The 21600-nt window shown below is 65.2% G+C and carries 17 protein-coding genes; 13 read left to right on the forward strand and 4 right to left on the reverse strand.

The annotated features are described in order from the left end of the window. Positions 1 to 41: 41 nt before the first annotated feature. Positions 42 to 1610 carry a sigma-54 dependent transcriptional regulator gene (locus tag C8J36_RS15115; protein WP_132536054.1) on the reverse strand — a complete coding sequence of 523 codons (1569 nt, stop codon included), beginning with the start codon at positions 1608 to 1610 and terminating at the stop codon, positions 42 to 44. Between the two features lie 280 nt (positions 1611 to 1890). Here C8J36_RS15115 and C8J36_RS15120 point away from each other — a divergent pair, with 280 nt between their 5' ends. From C8J36_RS15120 to C8J36_RS15165, 10 genes are all read left to right on the forward strand, one after another. Beyond that, positions 1891 to 3717 carry a M3 family oligoendopeptidase gene (locus C8J36_RS15120; RefSeq protein WP_207897521.1) on the forward strand — a complete coding sequence of 609 codons (1827 nt, stop codon included), beginning with the start codon at positions 1891 to 1893 and terminating at the stop codon, positions 3715 to 3717. A gap of 111 nt (positions 3718 to 3828) precedes the next feature. Further along, positions 3829 to 4995 carry an aminodeoxychorismate synthase component I gene (locus tag C8J36_RS15125; protein WP_132536058.1) on the forward strand — a complete coding sequence of 389 codons (1167 nt, stop codon included), beginning with the start codon at positions 3829 to 3831 and terminating at the stop codon, positions 4993 to 4995. Then, positions 4992 to 5633 (forward strand): aminotransferase class IV family protein, encoded by a 642-nt coding sequence (locus tag C8J36_RS15130; RefSeq protein WP_132536060.1) that lies wholly within the window; start codon positions 4992 to 4994, stop codon positions 5631 to 5633. Before C8J36_RS15125 ends, C8J36_RS15130 begins: the two co-directional genes overlap by 4 nt. 219 nt (positions 5634 to 5852) lie before the next feature. Further along, the gene (locus C8J36_RS15135) at positions 5853 to 7304 is read left to right on the forward strand and encodes a homospermidine synthase (RefSeq protein ID WP_062595847.1); all 1452 of its coding nucleotides are present in this window, start codon (positions 5853 to 5855) and stop codon (positions 7302 to 7304) included. Positions 7305 to 7517: 213 nt separating this feature from the next. Beyond that, positions 7518 to 7889, forward strand: coding sequence for an outer membrane lipoprotein Omp10 (gene omp10, locus C8J36_RS15140; RefSeq protein WP_062595848.1), 372 nt, complete (start codon positions 7518 to 7520; stop codon positions 7887 to 7889). A gap of 138 nt (positions 7890 to 8027) precedes the next feature. Next, positions 8028 to 10013 (forward strand): bifunctional metallophosphatase/5'-nucleotidase, encoded by a 1986-nt coding sequence (locus tag C8J36_RS15145; protein ID WP_132536062.1) that lies wholly within the window; start codon positions 8028 to 8030, stop codon positions 10011 to 10013. 218 nt (positions 10014 to 10231) lie between these two features. Then, positions 10232 to 11317, forward strand: a complete 1086-nt coding sequence (gene hemH, locus C8J36_RS15150; protein WP_132536315.1) for a ferrochelatase — start codon at positions 10232 to 10234, stop codon at positions 11315 to 11317. Between the two features lie 88 nt (positions 11318 to 11405). Then, positions 11406 to 12425 (forward strand): SPFH domain-containing protein, encoded by a 1020-nt coding sequence (locus C8J36_RS15155; protein ID WP_132536064.1) that lies wholly within the window; start codon positions 11406 to 11408, stop codon positions 12423 to 12425. Continuing rightward, positions 12425 to 12892, forward strand: coding sequence for an NfeD family protein (locus tag C8J36_RS15160; RefSeq protein ID WP_132536066.1), 468 nt, complete (start codon positions 12425 to 12427; stop codon positions 12890 to 12892). Before C8J36_RS15155 ends, C8J36_RS15160 begins: the two co-directional genes overlap by 1 nt. 97 nt (positions 12893 to 12989) lie before the next feature. Continuing rightward, the gene (locus tag C8J36_RS15165) at positions 12990 to 14552 is read left to right on the forward strand and encodes an outer membrane beta-barrel protein (protein ID WP_245506578.1); all 1563 of its coding nucleotides are present in this window, start codon (positions 12990 to 12992) and stop codon (positions 14550 to 14552) included. Between the two features lie 69 nt (positions 14553 to 14621). Here C8J36_RS15165 and galU read toward each other — a convergent pair whose 3' ends face one another. Beyond that, a complete protein-coding gene (gene galU, locus C8J36_RS15170) occupies positions 14622 to 15503 on the reverse strand; it encodes a UTP--glucose-1-phosphate uridylyltransferase GalU (RefSeq protein ID WP_062595853.1) in 882 nt (293 codons plus the stop codon). 570 nt (positions 15504 to 16073) lie between these two features. Here galU and C8J36_RS15175 point away from each other — a divergent pair. Beyond that, positions 16074 to 17294, forward strand: a complete 1221-nt coding sequence (locus C8J36_RS15175) for a lytic murein transglycosylase (protein WP_132536068.1) — start codon at positions 16074 to 16076, stop codon at positions 17292 to 17294. Between the two features lie 112 nt (positions 17295 to 17406). Then, positions 17407 to 18729, forward strand: coding sequence for a DUF459 domain-containing protein (locus C8J36_RS15180; RefSeq protein ID WP_132536070.1), 1323 nt, complete (start codon positions 17407 to 17409; stop codon positions 18727 to 18729). 25 nt (positions 18730 to 18754) lie between these two features. Here the strand turns inward: C8J36_RS15180 and C8J36_RS15185 are convergent, their stop codons facing one another. After that, positions 18755 to 19366: an NAD(P)H-dependent oxidoreductase gene (locus tag C8J36_RS15185; RefSeq protein WP_132536072.1), complete on the reverse strand. Its 612-nt coding sequence runs from the start codon at positions 19364 to 19366 to the stop codon at positions 18755 to 18757. A gap of 163 nt (positions 19367 to 19529) precedes the next feature. On the opposite strand from C8J36_RS15185, the gene C8J36_RS15190 reads away from it, so the two are divergent. Beyond that, a complete protein-coding gene (locus C8J36_RS15190) occupies positions 19530 to 19919 on the forward strand; it encodes a helix-turn-helix domain-containing protein (protein WP_132536074.1) in 390 nt (129 codons plus the stop codon). A gap of 142 nt (positions 19920 to 20061) precedes the next feature. Here the strand turns inward: C8J36_RS15190 and C8J36_RS15195 are convergent, their stop codons facing one another. Continuing rightward, positions 20062 to 21516 (reverse strand): glutamate synthase subunit beta, encoded by a 1455-nt coding sequence (locus C8J36_RS15195; protein WP_132536076.1) that lies wholly within the window; start codon positions 21514 to 21516, stop codon positions 20062 to 20064. Positions 21517 to 21600 lie beyond the last annotated feature (84 nt).

The following is a 21600-nucleotide window of genomic DNA, read 5'->3' on the forward strand; positions in this document are numbered from 1 at the left end:
TGTCCTGGCAGGCGGCTTTTCGCGCCGAATATCGGCGGCATTCAGGCGGCTTCTGAGAACGGATCATCCGGATCGATGCCGTAATCCTTGAGCTTTCGGTAGAGCGTCGAGCGTCCGATGCCGAGCTTGCGCGCCACCTGGCTCATCTGCCCGCGATAGAACTTGAGCGCGAAGCGGATCAGTTCCTCTTCGACCTCGGCCAGTTTGCGCACATGGCCGCCGGCATCGACGCTCAGAATGGCCTGCTCGACAACCACCGTCTCGCCGGAACGAATCGCCCGCCGCTCGGAGGGCGCGATGTTTGAGCCGGCGTGCGCCGGGCCGCCATGCGCGGTGTGACCGGGGTTCGCGGCCGTGCCGACCAGAGGCTCGGTGCGAAACGGTTCGGGCGTCAGATGCGGCACGGCACCCTGGGCATGAAGATCCGGAAGGGTGACGGCGAGCTGCGGGAAATCGGCGATGTCGAGTTCGGGACGCTCGGCCATGACCACGGCGCGATAGATCGCGCTTTCCAGCTCGCGGATATTGCCCGGCCAGTCATAGGCCGTCAGCAGGGCCATCGCGGCGTGGCTGACGGTCAGGGTTTTCGCCAGCCGCTGCTCGCCCGAGAAGATCTCGACGAAATTGCGTACGAGGAGCGGAATGTCCTCCTTGCGGCGGCGCAGCGCGGGAATGGCGATGGGGAAGACGTTGAGCCGGTAGTAGAGATCCTCCCGGAACCGGCCCTCGCGCACTTCGGTGATCAGGTCCTTGTTGGTGGCCGAGATCAGCCGCACATCGACCTTCTGGGGCATGCGCGCACCCACCGTCTCGATCTCGCCCTGCTGCACGGCGCGCAACAGCTTGACCTGCACGGCGAGCGGCAGGTCGCCGATCTCGTCGAGGAACAGCGTGCCGCCGTCCGCCTCGACGAACTTGCCGGCATGCTTTTCGGTTGCACCGGTGAAGGCGCCCTTCTCATGGCCGAACAGGATGCTCTCCACGAGATTGGCCGGGATCGCGCCGCAATTGACGGTGATGAAGGGTTTGCCCGCCCGGTCGCTGCCGGACTGGATGGCGCGGGCCACCATTTCCTTGCCCACGCCCGATTCGCCTTCGAGCACGACGGGAATGCTCGACTGGGCGGCGCGCTTGGCCAGATCGAGCACGCGGATCATCGCCTCGCTGGCCGACACGACATCCTCGAAGCGGACGACGTCGCCCCGGCTGCGTCGGCCGGCAGAGCCGCGGGCGGGACGGCCGGACTGCTTCAGCGCATTGCCGAGCGCCACGGCCAGCCGCTCCGGCGACACCGGCTTCACCACGAAATCGAACGCGCCGGCCTGCATGGCGAGCACCACGGTCTCGATGCCGCCCTGCCCGGTCTGCACGATGGCGGGCGTCGAGATATGCCGCTCGGCGAGCGCCGCCAGCACCGCGTGGCCGTCCATTTCCGGCATCATCAGGTCGAGCAGGATGACATCGATGCGCGCGCCGCGGCGCAGCAGCAACTCAAGCCCCGCGCGCCCGTTTTCTGCCACATGGGCGATATGCCCGAGCCGCTCGATCATGCCCGTCAGGATCCGACGCTGGACCGGATCGTCCTCGATCACGAGAATCTGCGCTGCCATGGGACCTCCTCAACGTCTTCGGCGCACCGTCATGCGCGCCACCTTGAGCGTCCATTCCTGGCACAAAGGATTGAACACGGTGTTTGGCGAAAGGCTTGCATTTTAACCAACGGGGACGTTACGGTCCGCCCCCGCGCAAGGTCGGCCCCGTGGCTCGACGCGCCCTCTCCCGGCCTGTGGCCGACCTCCTGAAAATGTCCGGCTGCCCCCGGCGTGCCGAAGCAAGCGAGTGACCGCAATGACCCTCTCCCCCCGGACCTCGATCGCCCTGCAGCGCTTCATGAACCCCACGGACGCGGCCTCTGCGGCAGCGGTCGATGCGGCGCTCGGCGACCTGCCCACATGGAAGCTGGAGGATCTCTATCCCGCACCCGGATCGCCGCTCTTTCGCGACGACCTGGAAAAGGCCGGCGCGGAATGCCTGGCCTTCGAGGCGAAGTGGAAGGGCAAACTGATCGAGGCTGCGGCCAGGACCGGCGACGAGGGCCTGGGCCAGGCCGTGCAGGAATTCGAGGCACTGGAAGAGCGCATGGGGCGCATCGGTTCCTATGCCGGGCTCACCTATTACACCGACACCTCCGACCCCGAGATCGGCAAGTTCTTCGGCGACGTGCAGGCCAAACTGACGGACTATGCGAGCCACCTTCTGTTCTTCGCGCTGGAAATGAACCGGATCGACGACGCGGTGCTGGAGGCGGCGCTTGCCGCCGACCCGCTCGCCGCGCATTACCGCCCCTGGATCGTCGACCTGCGGATGGACAAGCCCTACCAGCTGGACGACCGGCTGGAGCAGCTGTTTCTCGAAAAATCCATGACCGGCGCCGGCGCCTTCAACCGGCTGTTCGACGAGACCATGAACGCCCTGACCTTCACGGTGGATGGCGTGGACCTGCCGCTGGAGCGGACGCTGAGCCTTCTGCAGGAGCCGGACCCGGAGACCCGCCGCAAGGCTGCGCAGGCGCTGGCCGCCACCTTCCGCGCGAATATCCGCACCTTCGCGCTCATCACCAACACGCTGGCCAAGGATAAGGAGATCTCCGACCGCTGGCGCGGCTTTGCCGATATCGCCGACAGCCGGCACCTGGCCAACCGGGTGGAGCGCGAGGTTGTCGACGCCCTGGCCCAGGCGGTGCGCGCCGCCTATCCGCGCCTGTCGCACCGCTATTATGCGATGAAGGCGAAATGGCTCGGCATGGAGCGGATGAATTTCTGGGACCGCAACGCACCGCTGCCCGAAGCGCCCAACCACGTCATCCCCTGGAGCGAGGCGCGCGCGACCGTGCTTTCGGCCTATGGCGCCTTCGATCCCGAAATGGCAGCCATCGCGCAGCGTTTCTTCGATGGCGGCTGGATCGACGCGCCGGTGCGCCCGGGCAAGGCGCCGGGTGCCTTCGCGCATCCGACCGTGCCCTCGGCCCACCCCTATGTGCTCGTGAACTACATGGGCAAGCCGCGCGACGTGATGACGCTCGCCCACGAACTCGGCCATGGCGTGCACCAGGTGCTGGCCGGCGGACAAGGCGCCCTGATGGCCTCGACGCCGCTGACGCTGGCGGAAACCGCCTCCGTCTTCGGGGAGATGCTGACCTTCCGCGCGTTGCTGGAGCGCACGACGGACCGGCGCGAACGCAAGGCGATGCTCGCCCAGAAGGTCGAGGACATGATCAACACGGTCGTGCGCCAGATCGCCTTCTACGAATTCGAGCGCAAGCTGCACACGGCGCGAAAGGATGGCGAACTGACGCCCGAGGCCATCGGTCAGCTCTGGCTGTCCGTGCAGGCGGAGAGCCTAGGCCCGGCGATCGCGATTTCCGAAGGCTACGAGACCTATTGGGCCTACATCCCTCACTTCATCCACTCGCCTTTCTACGTCTACGCCTATGCCTTCGGCGATTGCCTCGTGAACTCGCTCTATGCCGTCTACGAGAAGGCGGAGGGCGGCTTCCAGCAGAAATATTTCGAGATGCTGAAGGCCGGCGGCAGCCAGCATCACAGCGAACTTCTCGCACCCTTCGGCCTCGACGCCACCGATCCCGCCTTCTGGGAAAAGGGCCTGTCGATGATCGAAGGCCTGATCGACGAGCTGGAAGCTCTGGACGCGGCGTGACGCCAGTCTAGGAGCCTGCGGCGCCCCTCACCCTCACCCGAACCCTCCCCTCGCTTGCGGGGAGAGGTGCCGGCAGGCGGATGAGGGGCGACCCGAACCAGGAAGCAACCCATGACCCCCGAGCCGTTTATCCTCTTCAGCGACGACATGACGCAGACCGTGACGCTCTTTGCCGAACCGCTGGAGATCATCACCGCCCGCACCCGCGCCGAGGTCATGCCGGCCCTGGCCCGGATGGAGGCGGCGAAGGCCGACGGCCGCTGGCTGGCCGGATTCATGGCCTACGAGGCCGGCTATCTGTTCGAGGAACGGCTGGCGCCGCTCGCGCAGGACGATCGGGAAACCCCGCTCCTCTCCTTCGGCGTCTTTTCCGGCCCGGCGGAGGACGCCCACCCCCTCGCCGCACCCCGCCGCCGCCGCGACAACACGCCGTTCCTCACTGGGCCGCGCACCGCCTGGGATTTCGCCACCTATCGCGACCGTTTCGACAGGCTGCACCGGCACTTGCGGCAGGGCGACTGTTACCAGGCGAACCTCACCATGCCGATCTCGGCGCGCTGGAACGGCGATCCGCTCGACGCCTTCTGGTCGCTGATCGAGCGTCAGCCCGTGCGCTACGGCGCGCTCGTCAACCTTGACGGCCCGACGCTTCTGTCGCGCTCGCCGGAGCTGTTTTTCCAGATTTCGGAGGGCATCATCGAGACGCATCCGATGAAAGGCACCGCCCCGCGCGGTGCATCGCCGCGCGAAGACGAGGCGATCGTCGCGGCGATGCTGGCCGACGGCAAGACCCAGGCCGAAAACCGCATGATCGTCGATCTCCTGCGCAACGACATTTCCCGCATCACCGCGGTCGGCACTCTGGACGTGACCCGTCTGTTCGACATCGAGACCTATCCGACCGTCCATCAGATGGTGAGCCATATCAGGGCGAACCTCGTGCCCGGCCTCGCCATCGCGGACATCTTCCGGGCGCTCTTCCCCTGCGGCTCGGTCACGGGCGCCCCGAAGATCCGGGCGATGGAGATCCTGAGCGGGCTGGAGACCGGACCGCGCGATGCCTATTGCGGTGCCATCGGCCATATCGCGCCCGGCGGCGACATGCGCTTCAGCGTCGCCATCCGCACATTGTCGCTCTTCGACACCGGCGAGGCCGTCTTCAATGTCGGCGGCGGCATCGTCTACGATTCCACGGCCGAGGCCGAATATGCCGAGTGCCTGCTGAAGGCCCGCTTCGCGCTCGGAGACGAGGCGCCGGCGCTGGGGCCTGCGCCATGACCGGTTTCACCCTGATCGAAACGCTGCGCTACGAACCGCCTGAAAGCCCTGATCCGGGCTTCCTGCGCCTCCGGCTGCACATCGCCCGCCTGTCCCGCTCCGCCCGGCGCCTCGGCTTCACCCTGCCGGACGATGTCGCTGACCACCTCGAACGCGCCGTCGCAAAGGCGACCGCGCCCGCCCGCGTCCGGCTCGAACTGGCGCACGACGGCCGCATCGACATCGCCGTCGTGCCGTTCGCGGTCCAGCCGCCCGGCACCGTCTGGCGCGTGCGCCTCGCGAAGACCCGCCTCGCCTCGACCGATCCGCTTCTGCGCTACAAGACCAGCCGAAGGGCCGCCTATGACGCCGCGCGCGCGGAATGGCCGGCCGGGGAAGCGGACGAGGTGCTGCTGCTCAACGAGCGCGGCGAACCCTGCGAGGGGACCATCACCTCGCTGTTTCTCGATGACGGATCCGGCATTCTCAAGACCCCGCCGATCGCCTGCGGCCTGCTGGCCGGCGTCCTGCGCACGGAGCTGATCTGCGCCCGCCGCGCGCGCGTCGAGCGCCTGACGCTCGACGGCATCCGCAAGGGCACGCTGTTCATGGGCAATTCGCTGCGCGGCCTCATTCCCGCACGGCTGACCGAATCCTGACGTCTCTGGCGGAGGGTTCATCGGCGGAACGTGTTGTCGGAGCCGTCCCGCAGACCCGTGCCCCCTTGGCACCGGCAAAGCCTTCATTTAAGGGATCTTCGAAAGACGCTGCCCTTTATTGTGACATCGATTTATGATCTAGGGGCGCGCATATTGCCTGCAGCCGACCGAACCCGGATCGGCTTGCCCCGAAAAAGAACACGTTCAGGAGAAGACCAAATGGCGGAAGCCTCTCATCCGGTTTACGGCGAAATCACCGGCCCGATCGTCATGATCGGCTTCGGCTCCATCGGTCGCGGCACCCTGCCGCTGATCGAACGGCATTTCACCTATGACAAGAGCCGGATGGTCGTCATCGACCCGCGCGAAGACGCGGCCGACCTGAAGATCCTGAAGAAGCACGGCGTCAAGCACATCAAGGCCGCCGTCACCAAGGAAAACTACAAGGAACTGCTGAAGCCGCTCCTGACGGAAGGCGGCGGCCAGGGCTTCTGCGTCAACCTGTCGGTCGATACCGGCTCGGTCGATCTCGTGAAGCTCTGCCGCAAGCTCGACGTTCTCTACATCGACACGGTGGTCGAGCCCTGGCTCGGCTTCTACTTCGACAAGAGCATGAAGAACTCCGAGCGCACCAACTACGCGCTGCGCGAGACCATGCGTCATGAGAAGAAGAAGAACCCGGGCGGCACGACGGCTGTTTCCACCTGCGGCGCAAACCCGGGCATGGTCTCCTGGTTCGTCAAGCAGGCCCTGGTGAACCTTGCCAACGATCTCGACATCAAGTTCGACGAGCCGGACCAGCACGACCGCGAAGGCTGGGCCAAGCTGATGAAGAAGGTCGGCGTCAAGGGCGTCCACATTGCCGAGCGCGACACGCAGCGCGCCAAGAACCCGAAGCCGCTCAACGTCTTCTGGAACACATGGTCCGTCGAAGGCTTTATCTCGGAAGGCCTGCAGCCGGCCGAGCTTGGCTGGGGCACCCATGAAAACTGGATGCCGAAGAACGCCAAGAAGCACAAGAAGGGCTGCCAGGCCGCCATCTACCTGGAACAGCCCGGCGCCAACACCCGCGTGCGCACCTGGTGCCCGACGCCGGGCGCCCAGTACGGCTTCCTCGTGACGCACAACGAGTCGATCTCGATTGCCGACTACTTCACGGTTCGCGGCAAGGACGACGAAGTCACCTTCCGCCCGACCTGCCACTACGCCTATCACCCGGCGAACGATGCCGTGCTGTCGCTGCACGAGATGTTCGGCAATGGCGGCACGCCGCAGCCGGTCCTCCACGTTCTCGACGAGAACGAACTCGTGGATGGCGTCGATGAACTCGGCGTCCTGCTCTACGGCCACGACAAGAACGCCTACTGGTTCGGTTCGCGCCTGTCGCTCGAGGAAACCCGCCGCATTGCGCCCTACCAGAACGCGACCGGCCTGCAGGTGACCTCGGCCGTGCTCGCCGGCATGGTCTGGGCGCTGGAAAACCCGAAGGCCGGCATCGTGGAAGCCGACGAGATCGACTACAAGCGCTGCCTCGAAGTGCAGACGCCCTATCTCGGCCCGGTCGAAGGCCACTACACCGACTGGACCCCGCTCGACGGCCGCCCGGGCCTCTTCCCGGAAGAGATCGACGAGAGCGATCCCTGGCAGTTCAAGAACATCCTGGTTCGGTAATCCGAACCTGCACATGCCAAGCAAAGGCCCGGAACGACACCGTTCCGGGCCTTTTCGTGCCCGTCTCGCCCTGACTGTCTCCCGAAAGCCGCGCCTCGGCGCTTGTGTAACCGAACGCTGCGTGTGCTGCACCCGCGCGGCTTGCAAACACGGTTCGATCACGTCATGGTTTTTCGACTTTCCGATCGTTCCGAGCATCACGGAGACCCTGCAATGAACGCCAAAGCCATCATGACCGCCCTCGCCGTCGCTGCGTCACTCGCGTCCTGCCAGTCCGCCCCGCGCGAGGTCAGCCAGATGCCGAGAAGCCAGGCCATGCCGGTGGGTGTCGAGGGAACCTGGGCCGATCCGAACGGCATCGTCTCGACGTTTGCGAGCGGAACCTTCTCCACCCGCACGACCGACACCAACCAACTGCTTGCCTCCGGCAGCTATGTCAGCATCACGCCGAAGCTGGTCGAGATCAACATGACCTCGATGGTTCGCAAGACCCAGCAGAAGGTCAACTGCGCCATGGTCACGACCTCGCAGCTGAACTGCACGACGGATACGGGCGCCCAGTTCTCGCTGTCGCGCCGCGTCTAACGCCTTTACACGCCCGGCGGCAAAAATGGCCGGGCCGCGTTCTTTCTCCTTGAAGTCGGGACGGCGGGATGAAACGATCCCGTTGTCCGGTGCCGGATTCCCGGCAGCGGGCCTGCGTTCGACAAAGAGGAGATCGTGATGATCCGCACCCTGCAGACCGGCCTGATGGCTGCGTCCCTGCTGGCCCTGTCCACAGGTGCCGCTTTTGCCGATTACGAACTGAACATCCTTCATATCAACGACTTCCACTCCCGCATCGAGGCGATCAACAAGTCCGATGCGACCTGCTCTGCAGAGGAGGAAGCCAAGAACGCCTGCTTCGGCGGCGCCGCCCGCCTGCTCACCGCCATCAACACGACGCGCGGCGCGCTCGACGCCGCCGGCAAGAACACGCTTCTGCTGAATGCGGGCGACAACTTCCAGGGCTCCCTGTTCTACACGACCTACAAGGGCGCGACGGAAGCCGAGGTGCTGAACGCCATGAAGTTCGACGCCATGACCGTCGGCAATCATGAATTCGACGACAGCGACGACGTCCTCGCGACCTTCCTCGACAAGGTGCAGTTTCCCGTCGTCACCGCCAATGTCGTGCCGAGCGCCGCCGCCAAGATCGGCGACCGCATCAAGCCCTCCATCGTCATCGAGAAAGGCGGCCAGAAGATCGGCATCGTCGGCGCCGTTACAAACGATACGCCGGAGATCGCCAATCCCGGCCCGAACATCACGATTGCAGACGATGTCGCCAAGATCACCGAGGCGGTTGCGGCCCTGAAGGCGCAAGGGGTCAACAAGATCATCGCGCTCACCCATGTCGGCTACCCGCGCGATCTCTCGGCCATCGCCAAGATCCCGGATGTGGACGTGGTGGTCGGCGGGCACTCGCACACACTGCTGTCGAACACGGCCGAGGGTGCCGAAGGGCCCTATCCGACCTGGGTCGACAATCCCGACGGCCACAAGGTGCCGGTCGTGCAGGCCTTCCAGTATTCGCGCTATCTCGGCGATCTCAAAGTCGTCTTCGACGATGCCGGCGTGGTCAAGGAAGCGAGCGGCGAGCCGATCCTGATCGACAGCCAATTCCAGCCCGACCCCACGCTCACAGCCCGCATCAACGCGCTGAAGGCTCCGATCGAGGAACTGAAGCAGAAGGTGGTGGGCGAGGCCTCCGCCCCCATCGAGGGCGACCGGAAGATCTGCCGCGCGAGGGAATGCAGCATGGGCAACCTGCTGGCCGATGCGCAACTCGACCGCGTCAAGGATCAGGGCATCACCATCGCGCTGCAAAACGGCGGCGGGCTGCGCGCACCGATCGACGCCGGCCCGGTGACCATGGGCGAAGTGCTGACCGTGCTGCCCTTCCAGAACACCATCGCCACCTTCCAGCTGGCCGGCGCCGATCTCGTGACGGCGCTCGAAAATGCGGTGAGCCAGGTGGATGACGGCGGCGGCCGCTTCCTCCAGGTCGCCGGCCTGAAATACGCCTTCGACCGGTCGAAGCCGGTCGGCAGCCGCATCAGTGGCGTCGAGGTGAAGGAAGGCGATGCCTTCGTGCCGATCGACCCTGCCAAGACCTATGGTGTCGTCACCAACAACTATGTGCGCGGCGGCGGCGACGGCTTCAAGATTTTCGCGACCAATGCGAAGAACGCCTATGATTTCGGCCCCAATCTGGAAGAGGCCGTGGCCGCCTATCTCGGCGCGCACAATCCCTACAAGCCCTACACCGATGGCCGCATCACGGATCTGACACCGGCAAGCTACGTGCCCCCGGCAAAACAGGCCCCCGCCGCCCCGCCGACGACGACCCCGACGACGACCGCTCAGGCGCCTGCAACACCATCCGTTGCACCGCCGGCGACACCGCCAGCCCCTGCCGCGCCCGCGACACCGGCTGCGCCCGCACCGGCCGAGCCTGCGGCACCCGCACCGGCACCGGCACCGGAACCGGCGGCAGCGGCCCCGGCCGAAACCCGCCATGTCGTCGTCAAGGGCGACACGCTTTGGGACATCGCTAAGTCGGTCTATGGCGACGGCGAGAAGTGGAAGACGATCGCCGGGGCAAACGGCAACCCGGTTCCCGAAAGACTGCATGTCGGGACGGAACTGACCCTGCCGCCACGCTGACACGGTCTTCCATGCCGCGCTGTGTCCGGTCGTGGCGCGACCGGACATCGTCTGGACAGCCGCCCCCAAAGCCGATGAGACAATCGGCCTCATCGCATTGCAACGGCCTGGGGTTCCCCGGGCCGTTTTTTGTTTTACATAGGGCGAAGTGAACCGATGCGGGCAGCATTCGTACCGGGTAGCGTCTCCATCTCTTGCCGCAGGACACCGCCATGAACATGACCGTCACGCCTCTCCCCGCCGACCACCCGAAGGTGGCTTTTGGAAAAGTGGGCGTTCTCCTGGTCAATCTCGGCACGCCCGATGGCACGGACAAGGTGTCCATGCGGCGCTACCTCAAGCAGTTTCTCAGCGACAAGCGCGTCATCGAATGGTCGCGCGTCTTCTGGTACCCGATCCTCTACGGCATCGTGCTGAACACGCGACCCGCCAAGGTCGGCAAGGCCTATGAGACGATCTGGAACAAGGATCTGAACGAAAGCTACCTGCGCACCTATACCCGCAGCCAGGCCGAGAAGATGGCGGCAAGCCTTGCCGATCACGACAATGTCGTGGTCGACTGGGCCATGCGCTACGGCCAACCCTCGATCCCCGACCGCATGGAGGCGATGAAGCAGGCGGGCTGCGAAAAGATCCTGCTCTTCCCGCTCTATCCGCAATATGCCGCCGCCACGACGGCCACCGTCAACGACGAGGCTTTCCGCCTGTTGCTGAAATCGCGCTGGCAGCCGGCGTTGCGCACCGTGCCGCCCTATCACGACGATCCGGTCTATATCGAAAGCCTCGCCAACTCGATCCACACGCATCTGGCGACGCTCGACTGGGAGCCGGAAGTGGTGCTGACGTCCTTCCACGGCATCCCCCAGTCCTACTTCAGGAAGGGCGATCCCTATCACTGCCAGTGCTACAAGACGGCGCGTCTGCTGCGCGAAAAGCTCGGCTGGTCGAAGGATAGATTGCAGGTGACCTTCCAGTCCCGCTTCGGCCCGGAGGAATGGCTGCAGCCCTACACCGACAAGACCGTGGAGGCGCTCGGGCAGAAGGGCATCAAGCGGATCGCCGTGATGAATCCGGGCTTCGTGTCCGACTGTCTGGAAACGCTGGAGGAAATTGCCGTGGAAGCCGCCGAGACCTTCCACCATGCGGGCGGCGAAAAATTCACGCATATCCCCTGCCTCAACGACAGCGATGACGGCATGCGCGTGCTGGAACACGTCGTGCGCCGGGAACTCGGCGGCTGGGTGGATGTGGCAGCACCCCGGACCGTGACGCTCGAGCGTGTGCTGGGCGCGCCGAGCATCTGATATCCCCACTGCCCCCCAAAGCGGCACCGGCGTGGTTCCGCATCGCGCCCGGGCATGCTAAGCCGGGACCAGTCGATACACGGAGGAGATGATCTTGGGCGGACTGGATATCGTGGTTGTGGCCTTCGCGGTCCTGGTCATCCTCGTGCTGATCGCCGGGATCAAGACCGTGCCGCAGGGCTATCGCCACACGATCGAACGCTTCGGCCGCTACACGCGGACTCTGGAGCCCGGCCTCAATCTCATCATGCCCTTCATCGATCGCGTCGGCGCGCGCATGAACGTGATGGAGCAGGTCCTCGACGTGCCGACCCAGGAGGTCATCACCAAGGACAATGCCAGCGTCTCGGCCGATGCCGTCGCCTTCTATCAGGTGCTGAACGCGGCGGAGGCGGCCTATCAGGTCGCCAATCTGCAGAGCGCCATCCTCAACCTGACGATGACCAATATTCGCTCCGTCATGGGCTCGATGGATCTCGACGAGCTGCTGTCCAACCGCGACACGATCAACGACCGCCTGTTGCGCGTCGTGGACGAGGCCGTCGGCCCCTGGGGCATCAAGGTCACCCGCGTCGAAATCAAGGACATCCAGCCGCCAAAGGACCTGGTGGACGCCATGGCACGCCAGATGAAGGCCGAGCGCGAAAAGCGCGCGCAGGTGCTGGAAGCCGAGGGCTCGCGCAATGCGCAGATCCTGCGGGCCGAAGGCGCCAAGCAATCGGCGATCCTGCAGGCCGAAGGCCAGCGCGAGGCAGCGTTCCGGGATGCCGAGGCGCGCGAGCGGCTGGCCGAAGCCGAAGCCAAGGCGACCCGTATGGTCTCCGAGGCGATCGCGGCCGGCGACGTGCAGGCGATCAACTACTTCGTCGCCCAGAAATACACCGAAGCCGTCGCCGCGATCGGCACGGCGCCCAACTCCAAGATCGTGCTGATGCCGATGGAAGCCTCCGCGCTGATCGGCTCGCTGGGTGGCATCGGCGCCATCGCCCGCGAGGTCTTCGGCGATGCCCCGACCCCGCCGGAGCGTCCCCGTGCCCCGACACGCTCCGTGCCGCCGACCATCCCGACGGCGCCCTCACCCTTTTCGACCCCGCGGACAGGCGCCTGATGGTCGCGCGCATCATCGAGGAACTCGGCCCCTGGGCCTGGTGGGTGCTCGGACTGGTCCTGCTGGCCGCGGAAATCCTCGTTCCCGGCGTCTTTCTCGTCTGGATCGGCATGGCGGCGATCCTGACCGGCGCGCTGGCCCTGATCTTCTGGAATGCGGATTTTTTCGGCTGGCATGTGCAGTTGCCGCTGTTTGCGGTTCTGTCGCTCGTCTCCGTTCTCGTCGGCCGCCGCCTGCTGGCCCGTTTCGACCATCCATCCGACGCGCCCCTCTTGAACCAGCGCGGCCGCAGCCTGATCGGGCGGACCGCCATCCTCGAAGAACCGATCGCGGAGGGCCGCGGCCGCGTTCGCCTCGGCGACACCACATGGCCGGTGAGCGGGCCGGACCTGCCGATCGGTGCCCGCGTTCGCGTCGTCTCGGCCGACGGCCAATGGCTCCGCGTGGACGAGGCCCCGGCCGACTGAGCGGGATGCACCCTCCGACGATCTGACAGCTAAGGATTGGTTAACCACAAGCGTTTACGATTGCGAAACAATTGCTTCGAGCTTGCGGACCCGGCATATGGCGCCTTCTCTTTCCCTGGACACCGATGCGTGTGCCGTTCGGCCCGCTCGTGCCGCCATGGCCGCTTTGCTCCTGTCCACCGTCTGCCTGACGACGCTTGCCGCGCCGTCTTTCGCCCGGGCCCAGGCTGTGGAGGACGATGCCGGCGAGACGGACCTTGCAGGACCGGAGGATCCCACATCCACAGGGACGTCCGGTCGTGAGACGCCGGGTACCCAGACACCCGGCACCCTCAGCCCGCAGGCGGCCGGAGCGGCGGCGGCGGCTGTTCCCGCAACCGGCACTCTGCCGGCCACCGGCGATGGCGACATCACCGGCGCGATCGGCGACGACGCCGTGGTCGATGGCGGGCTGCTGCGGGATCAGGACCTGATTCGCTCCAACCTGCGCGAGACCGGCGTCGATGGCCTGAAATCGGCCCTTGCAGACGATGACGACGTGCCCGGCATTTCGCTCGGCACCTTCACCCTCAAGCCGTCGATCGGCCAGACGATCAACTCGGAGACGACGCGTAGCGGCGATACGAGCGAGCGCCGCACCTATACCGAGACCGGCCTCAAGGGCACCCTGACCTCCGACTGGTCCCGCCATCAGCTGAGCATCACCGGCGAAGGCTACTGGCAGCGCAATCTCTCCGGCACGGGCGAAACCAAGCCCCGCGCCGACATCGACGGCGCCTTCCGCCTCGACATCAGCCGCGACACGATCGCGACCTTGCGCGCCGGCTACAGCTTCGACCGCGAGGATGCGACCGACCCGAACGCCGTCAACGGCGCGGAAACGCAGTCCGGCGTCAACCAGTACAGGCTCGGCGCCGGCATCGAGCATGATTTCGGCATTCTGCGCGGCTCGGCAAAGGTCGATGTCAACCGCCTGACCTATTCCGACGTCGATCTGTCCGACGGCACGACCTTGTCGCAGAGGGACCGCAACCGCGATGTCGGCACGCTGACGACGCGCATCGGCTACGAGCTGTCGCCGGCCCTGATCCCGTTTCTCGAAGCCTCGATCGGCCGCGGCGTCTACGAACTGCGTGCCGACAGCCTTGGTTACAGCCGCTCCTACAAGACCTATTCCGGCCGCGCCGGCGTGGAGACCGACCTCGGCGAGAAGCTGAAGGGCGAACTGGCGTTCGGCTACAACACGTATCGTTTCGACGACGCGCGGCTGAAGGATCTGAACGGCGCCACCATCGATGGGCTCATCAACTGGTCGCCGCAGCGCGGCACGGATGTCTCGACCGGGCTCTCGACGACGCTGGAGCCCTCCACCACCTCCGGCGAAAGCGGCGCGCTCGCCTACACCCTGTCCAGCCGCGTCACGCACGAGCTGCGCTCGACCCTCGTCGCGCGGCTCTCCAACAGCCTGACCTTCCGCAACTACCCCTCGGGCAGCACCTCCTCCGACACGAAGGTCTGGCTGACGGGCGCGGGGCTTACCTACGACATCAACCGCTACCTCGCCCTGACCGGCGACGTCAGCTATGAGCGGACGACGCCCGACATCGGGCAATCCACCTCCGTCGCCCGCATCGGCGTCGGCCTGACGCTGCGGCGCTAAGCCCATTGCGAAACGCAAAAAAGCCGCGCTGCTTCGGGCAACGCGGCTTTTTCTCAACGATTGACCGGATCAGCGGGCGAGAAGCGCCTTGAGCGGACCTTCGACGGACTCGCGGATATCGTCGCGCGACAGGGCGAAGGCGACGTTGGCGAGGATGAAGCCATCCTTTGCGCCGCAGTCGAAGGTTTCGCCGCGGAACACGTAGCCGGCGAAGCCCTGGCTCTTCAGCAGCTTCAGCATGCCGTCTGTCAGCTGGATCTCGTTACCGGCGCCGCGCTCCTGCGTTTCCAGGATCTTGAAGATCTCCGGCTGCAGGATGTAGCGGCCATTGATGAAGTAGTTGGACGGCGCAGTGCCGGCCGCCGGCTTCTCGACCATGGCATTGATGGCGAAACCGTCGCCGATCGGTTCGCCGACGCCGACGATGCCGTATCGATGGGCGACTTCCGGCGCGCATTCCTCGACGGCGAGAACATTGCCGCCGCTCTGCTCGTACAGCTCGACCATGCCCTTGAGGCAGCCCTTTTCGCCGCGCATGATCATGTCGGGCAGAAGCACCGCGAAGGGCTCGTCGCCGACGATATCGCGGGCACACCAGACGGCGTGGCCGAGGCCGAGCGGCGCCTGCTGGCGGGTGAAGCTGGTCATGCCGGCTTCCGGCAGAATATCGGCCAGAAGCGTCAGCTCGGCCTTCTTGTTGCGCTCGCGCAGTGTCTGCTCGAGCTCCGTCTGGATATCGAAATAGTCTTCGATCACGCCCTTGCCGCGGCCCGTTACGAAGATCAGATGCTCGATGCCGGCTTCGATCGCCTCATCGACGACGTACTGGATAACAGGCTTGTCGACGACCGTCAGCATTTCCTTCGGGACAGCCTTGGTGGCGGGCAGAAAACGCGTGCCGAGGCCGGCAACAGGAAAGACGGCCTTTCGGACCTTACGCTTTTCACTCATCAATATCTCCAGTTCTCAGTCATTCTTCAAAAGGACGGACGGGAGGACCCGACCGCCGTGGCGTGATATCGTCTTGCCGGAAAACCGGCCTTAAATGAACGTCGATCCCGATGTTCTTGAACTCTGGCAGCGCCCTTTCCACCGGAGGGCCTTGCCGCCTTCCGAAAACCCGGCGTCTGACGGACGTTGATATGTCCAACCCACTCGCTGTTTCCAGATCCGCACGATCCGGGTTTTGAACTATGAGCCCGAGCAGGCCCTGCTTGCCCCGTCTCCATGGACGACCCGGGGTGAATGCCAAGTGAACATGACACGGGTCCGTCACATGAACGTGAACGTATATACCGCGGACACGCTATTTTTTCGCTGCGCAAGACGCAAGACCCTCGACATGGTAAAGAACTTGTTGACCACATTTCGATAGTCTTCCTCAAACCGGCCCGAAACGAAAGCCGGCACGCGTCAGATCCGTCTCCGCCTGCGCAAGAGGGACGGGTTCTGGAATGGTATAGTGATGGTTCGCGCGTCTCTTCCGACGTGCCTGACCGAGATTACGGAAACGACAGACCGATGAACAGCAACAGTCTGCCCCTTCGCCGCCGCCTCCGCGCCGCCCTTGTTGCCGCCGCCACCTTCCTTGCCACCACGCCTGCCTTCGCCGATGCCGGCTTCCAGAAATGGATCAACGGCTTCTATTCGACGGCCGCCAAGGCGGGCATCACCGAGAGCACCTATCGCAAGGCCTTTGCCGGCGTGAAATCGCCGGACGAGACCGTGATCGAGAAGGCCAATTACCAGCCGGAATTCAAGCACAAGATCTGGGAATATATCGACAGCCGCGTGAACCCCTACACGCAGAAGGTCGGGCAGGAGATGGCGGTCAAGCACCGTCGCACGCTCGACGCGATCGAGAAGCATTTCGGTGTCGATCGCACCGTGCTTCTGGCCATCTGGTCGATGGAATCCAACTACGGCGCCGTTCTGGAGAAGGACGACCGGCTGCATTACGTGCCGCGGGCGCTGGCGACGCTCGCCTATGCCGATCCGAAGCGCGCAAAATTCGCCAAGACCCAGCTGATTGCCGCCTTGAAGATCCTCCAGTCGGGAGACGTATCCCCGCGCGAACTGAACGGCTCCTGGGCCGGCGCCATGGGCCACACGCAGTTTATCCCCACGAGCTACCTGCTCTATGCGATCGATGCCGACGGCAACGGCCATCGCGATATCTGGAACTCGGTTCCCGACGCCTTGGCGACGGCTGCAAACCTTCTGAAGAAAAACGGCTGGCAGCCAGGCATGACCTGGGGCTACGAGACGGCCGTTCCGGCCGGCGGCTCCGATCTGCAGGGCCAGACGAAGACGCTCAAGCAGTGGGCGGCCCTCGGCTTCACCCGCCCGAACGGCAAGGGCTTTCGTGACGGCAGCATCCGCGCGACGCTGAAGATGCCGGGCGGCGGTGGCAGCCCCGGCTTCCTGATGACCAAGAACTTCTCCGTCATCAAGCGCTACAACGCCTCGGACAGCTATGCGCTCGGCGTCGGTCTGCTGGCCGACGAGATTGCCGGCTATGGCGGCATGCAGCAGGCCTGGAGCCGGCCGGACGGCACGCTGGACGTCAAGCAGAAGTTCGAGCTTCAGTCGCGACTGAAGGAACTCGGCTATTACGATGGCGAGGTCGATGGCAATTTCGGCTCCGGCTCGAAGGCGGCGATCCAGGCCTTCCAGAACCGCAACGGCATGACCCCGGACGGCCAGCCGACGCAGAACCTCCTGCGCGCCCTCAGGGACTGAGGGACGGAACTGCGAATGAACCTCGCAGGCTTCAGCAGAGGCGCGCCTTCGCGATAAGGTCTGCGGATCAAGAAAGAGCCGGGCAGGATGCCTGGCGGGAATGCAGATGTCGATGCCGAGAACAGCAATCCTTCCCGTTCGTCAGAACAGGTTCCTGCCGCAACCGGTGCGGCAGCCGCGTCTGCGCCGGCTTGCCGTTTTCGTCCTCGCCCTCCTCCTCGCCCTGCCGGCCGTCACGCTTCTTCCGCCCGCCGGCCGCGCCGAGGCGCAGGAACGACGCACCATCCTCGACATGTTCTTCGGCCGGCCGCGCCAGGAGCAGCGGGTCTACGAGACCTATGGCGACGACGGCAACACCGATCGGGAGCCGCCGCCGCGGGCCCGGCGCCCAGCAAAGCCCCAACGCGCCAAGCCCCGGCCCGTGCCGGTTGCACCCGATACGCCCGAGATCGTGGAGAAGCAGCCGGACGCGAAAACCGTGCTCGTGGTTGGCGACTTCATCGCCGGCAGCCTCAGCGACGGCCTGAAGACCGCGTTTGCCGATAGCCCGGGGATCGTCGTCGAGGACCGCAGCGAGGGCTCGTCGGGCATGGTGCGCGACGACTATTTCGACTGGCCGGATATGCTGCCGGTCTACGCCGATGACGTGAAGCCGGCCCTGATCGTCGTCAGTTTCGGGGCGAACGACCGCCAGCAGATGAAAATCGGCTCCGTGCGCGAAAAATATCGCACGGATGCCTGGACGGCCGAATATACACGGCGCGTCGCCGCCTTTGCAGCCCTTGCCCGCAGCCGCAACGTGCCGCTGCTCTGGGTCGGCATGCCCTCGTTCCAGTCGCCCGCGATGACCACGGACATGGTGACGCTCAACGGCATCTTCCGCGCCGAGGCGGAAAAGATCGGCGGGCAGTTCATCGATATCTGGGACGGTTTCGTCGATGAGCAGGGCAAGTTCGTGACGACCGGCTCCGACATCAACGGCCAGCAGGTTCGCCTGCGCGGCGCCGACGGCATCAACCTGACGCCGGCGGGTAAGCGCAAGCTTGCCTTCTATGTGGAAAAGGACATCCGGCGTCTCCTCGGCGAAACCGTGGCGCCCGGACAGGACATTCCGGACCCGAGCGGCATGAAGGATCTCGTGGTCACAGCCCCGACCAGCGAGACGATCGTCAAGACCCAGCCGATCAGCCTTGTCGATCCGGAGCTCGACGGCGCATCCACGCTTCTGGACGATGCGAGCCTTCCGGCCAGCACCGGGCGCAGCGCGCGGGATCTGCTGGTGGAAAAAGGCGAGGCCCCGCCCGCGCCGTTCGGCCGGATCGACGATTTCCGGATGGTGAAGACGGCTCTGGCGCCGGGAACGCCAGAGACCGCCGAACCGGCAACGCCCGTTGCAGGTCCCGTGCCGCCCTGGCAGGCCGTCCCGCTCAGATAAAGTCCGAGCGGGCGTATTTGTTGTCTCAGGCAGCCTTGAGCGTAGCGATCGTTGCGAGAGCCGCCTTGGTCGCAGCGTCCCGCGGCTCTGCGCCGAGCGCCAGGCCCTCGGCCACGAAGACCTCGGGATTGATAACACCGATGAAGGCGAGAACCGACCGCAGGTAGGTTTCGGCATGCTCGAAGGACTGCGACGGCGTGCCCGGACCATAGAGCCCACCGCGTGCGATCGTCAGGATGACGCGCTTGTCGCCGACGAGGCCCTCCGGACCGGCCTCGGTGTAGCGGAAGGTTTTGCCGGCGACGCAGATGCGGTCCACCCAGCTTTTCAGCTGGCTTGATATGCCGAAATTGTAGAGCGCCACGCCGATGACGACGATGTCGGCTTCCAGAAACGCCGTGAGAACCCTGCCGCCCAGCGCCAGATCCTCCTGAAGCGCCTGATCGTGCTGAACATCGTCGCTTTGTCCGGCCATATACCGGCCGGAGAGGTGGGCGACCGGCTCGGCGGCGAGATCGTGATAGGTGACCTCGATGTCGGGATGGCCCGCCGTCAGGCGTTCGACGGCAGCCTTGGACAGGGCCCGGCTGACGGAATGGTCACCGAGAATGCTGGAATCGAGGTGGAGGAGTTTCATGATGTCTATCCTTTGATGCACGATGTGCACGGTCAGTCGATGGTGACGGCGCATGGAAACGCGACGCCGCGCTTTGTCCTGCGAGACGCGGGGAATTCCAGTTACTTTTCCATACCGAGGCACTATGAATGATGTGTCGGAACGTGCGCAAGGAGGCACATTTATGACACCTGCAAATAAGGACATGACGCTGGAGACGCTTCACGAGACCCATGACTGCCGCATGGCGAGCGCCCTCCTCTCCCGGATCGGCGACAAATGGTCGGTGCTGGTGGTGATGCTGCTGACGCCGGGACCCAAGCGCTTCAACGCGCTCAAGCGGGCGCTGGGCAGCATCTCGCAACGTATGCTGACGCTGACGCTTCGCAATCTGGAACGGGATGGGCTGGTGACGCGGACGATCTACCCGACCATTCCGCCGAAGGTGGAATATGCGCTGACCGATCTCGGCCAGTCGCTGCGCGAGCCCGTGCAGGCGCTCGGCAATTGGGCCTTCGAGCATCAGGAGCAGATCGACCGGGCACGCCTGGCCTACGATCAACGGCAGGCGTGATCGGCCAACGCGCACCGTGACCGAACCTCGGGGCTGAATGCGCTGCAGGCTTTGCGGCCTTGCCGCGTGAGGGCGGCACTGTTTCCCTCACGTGCGATGCCCGGCAAACCGGACATCGCGCATCACAGGAGGCCGCGCGGGATCAGCGCGGCAGAACGCTGGAGCCCATCAGGGCCTCGTCGATCGCGCGGGCTGCCTGGCGCCCTTCACGGATGGCCCAGACGACGAGCGACTGGCCACGGCGCACGTCGCCGGCAGCCCAGACCTTGTCGACGGAGGTCCGATAGTCCTTGTCGTCCGCAATCACGTTGCTGGAGCCGCGACGGTCGGTGTTGATGGCGAGCGCGTCGCCGAGCTCCTCCAGAACACCCGTCTTCAAGGGGCCGCTGAAGCCGATGGCGATGAAGGCGAGGTCGGCCTTGATGACGAACTCCGTGCCGGGAACCGGCTTGCGGCGATCGTCGACCTGACAGCACTTCACGCCGGTCAGCACACCGTCTTCGCCGACGAATTCGAGCGTCGCGACCTGGAATTCGCGCACGGCGCCTTCGGCCTGCGACGAGGAGGTGCGCATCTTCGTGGCCCAGAACGGCCAGACGGAAAGCTTGTCTTCCTTTTCCGGCGGCTGCGGGCGGATGTCGAGCTGCGTCACCTTGACGGCACCCTGACGAAACGCAGTGCCGACGCAGTCGGACGCCGTGTCACCGCCGCCGACGACGACGATGTGCTTGCCACCGGCAAGGATCGGGTCCGAAGGCCAGCCGACGCTGTCGATGTTCTCGCGGCCGACGCGGCGGTTCTGCTGCACGAGATACGGCATGGCATCGTGAACGCCGGCGAAATCGCCCCCGGGAATGCCGGCATCGCGCGGCGTCTCGGAGCCGCCGCAATACAGCACGGCGTCGTGCTCCTCGCGCAGGCTCTCCACCGTGCGGTCCACACCGATATTGACGCCGTAATGGAAGGTGACGCCTTCGCCGGTCATCTGCTCGACGCGGCGGTCGATGAAGTTCTTCTCCATCTTGAAGTCCGGAATGCCGTAGCGCAGCAGACCGCCTGCCTTGGTCTCGCGCTCGTAGACATGCACCGCATGGCCGGCGCGCGCCAGCTGCTGGGCGGCGGCCATGCCGGCCGGACCCGAACCGATGATGCCGATCGACTTGCCGGTCTTCGTCACCGCAGGCTTCGGCACGATATAGCCCATCTCGTAGGCCTTGTCGGCGATTGCCTGCTCGATGGTCTTGATGGTGACCGGCGCGTCCTCGAGGTTCAGCGTACAGGCTTCCTCGCAGGGCGCGGGGCAGATGCGGCCGGTGAATTCGGGGAAGTTGTTGGTCGAGTGCAGGTTGCGGATCGCCTCTTCCCAGTTGCCGCTGTAGACGAGATCGTTCCAGTCGGGGATCTGGTTGTGCACCGGGCAGCCGGTCGGGCCGTGGCAGAAGGGAATGCCGCAATCCATGCAGCGTGCCGCCTGCTTCTGGACTTCAGGCTCCGACATCGGGATCGTGAATTCCCGGAAATGACGGATGCGATCGGAGGCCGGCTGATACTTTGCCAGCTGCCGGTCGATCTCCATGAAACCTGTAACCTTGCCCATGACGTAACCCTCAATCGTCGCCGTGGAAGCGCTGATGCCACCCGCGCCGCGCCCACCCGTTTCTGTTTCTGACCGCCGGGCGAC

The sequence above is a fragment of the Rhizobium sp. PP-F2F-G48 genome, assembly GCF_004342335.1.
Taxonomy (GTDB): domain Bacteria; phylum Pseudomonadota; class Alphaproteobacteria; order Rhizobiales; family Rhizobiaceae; genus Ferranicluibacter.

Coding starts and splice junctions, on each gene's coding strand:
- C8J36_RS15125 (WP_132536058.1), top strand. CDS start 3,829: ATGACCCCCGAGCCGTTTATCCTCTTCAGCGACGACATGACGCAGACC.
- C8J36_RS15175 (WP_132536068.1), top strand. CDS start 16,074: ATGAACAGCAACAGTCTGCCCCTTCGCCGCCGCCTCCGCGCCGCCCTT.
- C8J36_RS15195 (WP_132536076.1), bottom strand. CDS start 21,516: ATGGGCAAGGTTACAGGTTTCATGGAGATCGACCGGCAGCTGGCAAAG.
- C8J36_RS15115 (WP_132536054.1), bottom strand. CDS start 1,610: ATGGCAGCGCAGATTCTCGTGATCGAGGACGATCCGGTCCAGCGTCGG.
- C8J36_RS15120 (WP_207897521.1), top strand. CDS start 1,891: ATGAACCCCACGGACGCGGCCTCTGCGGCAGCGGTCGATGCGGCGCTC.
- C8J36_RS15145 (WP_132536062.1), top strand. CDS start 8,028: ATGATCCGCACCCTGCAGACCGGCCTGATGGCTGCGTCCCTGCTGGCC.
- C8J36_RS15180 (WP_132536070.1), top strand. CDS start 17,407: ATGCCGAGAACAGCAATCCTTCCCGTTCGTCAGAACAGGTTCCTGCCG.
- galU (WP_062595853.1), bottom strand. CDS start 15,503: ATGAGTGAAAAGCGTAAGGTCCGAAAGGCCGTCTTTCCTGTTGCCGGC.
- C8J36_RS15160 (WP_132536066.1), top strand. CDS start 12,425: ATGGTCGCGCGCATCATCGAGGAACTCGGCCCCTGGGCCTGGTGGGTG.
- C8J36_RS15185 (WP_132536072.1), bottom strand. CDS start 19,366: ATGAAACTCCTCCACCTCGATTCCAGCATTCTCGGTGACCATTCCGTC.
- hemH (WP_132536315.1), top strand. CDS start 10,232: ATGACCGTCACGCCTCTCCCCGCCGACCACCCGAAGGTGGCTTTTGGA.
- C8J36_RS15165 (WP_245506578.1), top strand. CDS start 12,990: ATGGCGCCTTCTCTTTCCCTGGACACCGATGCGTGTGCCGTTCGGCCC.
- C8J36_RS15190 (WP_132536074.1), top strand. CDS start 19,530: ATGACACCTGCAAATAAGGACATGACGCTGGAGACGCTTCACGAGACC.
- omp10 (WP_062595848.1), top strand. CDS start 7,518: ATGAACGCCAAAGCCATCATGACCGCCCTCGCCGTCGCTGCGTCACTC.
- C8J36_RS15155 (WP_132536064.1), top strand. CDS start 11,406: ATGATCTTGGGCGGACTGGATATCGTGGTTGTGGCCTTCGCGGTCCTG.
- C8J36_RS15130 (WP_132536060.1), top strand. CDS start 4,992: ATGACCGGTTTCACCCTGATCGAAACGCTGCGCTACGAACCGCCTGAA.
- C8J36_RS15135 (WP_062595847.1), top strand. CDS start 5,853: ATGGCGGAAGCCTCTCATCCGGTTTACGGCGAAATCACCGGCCCGATC.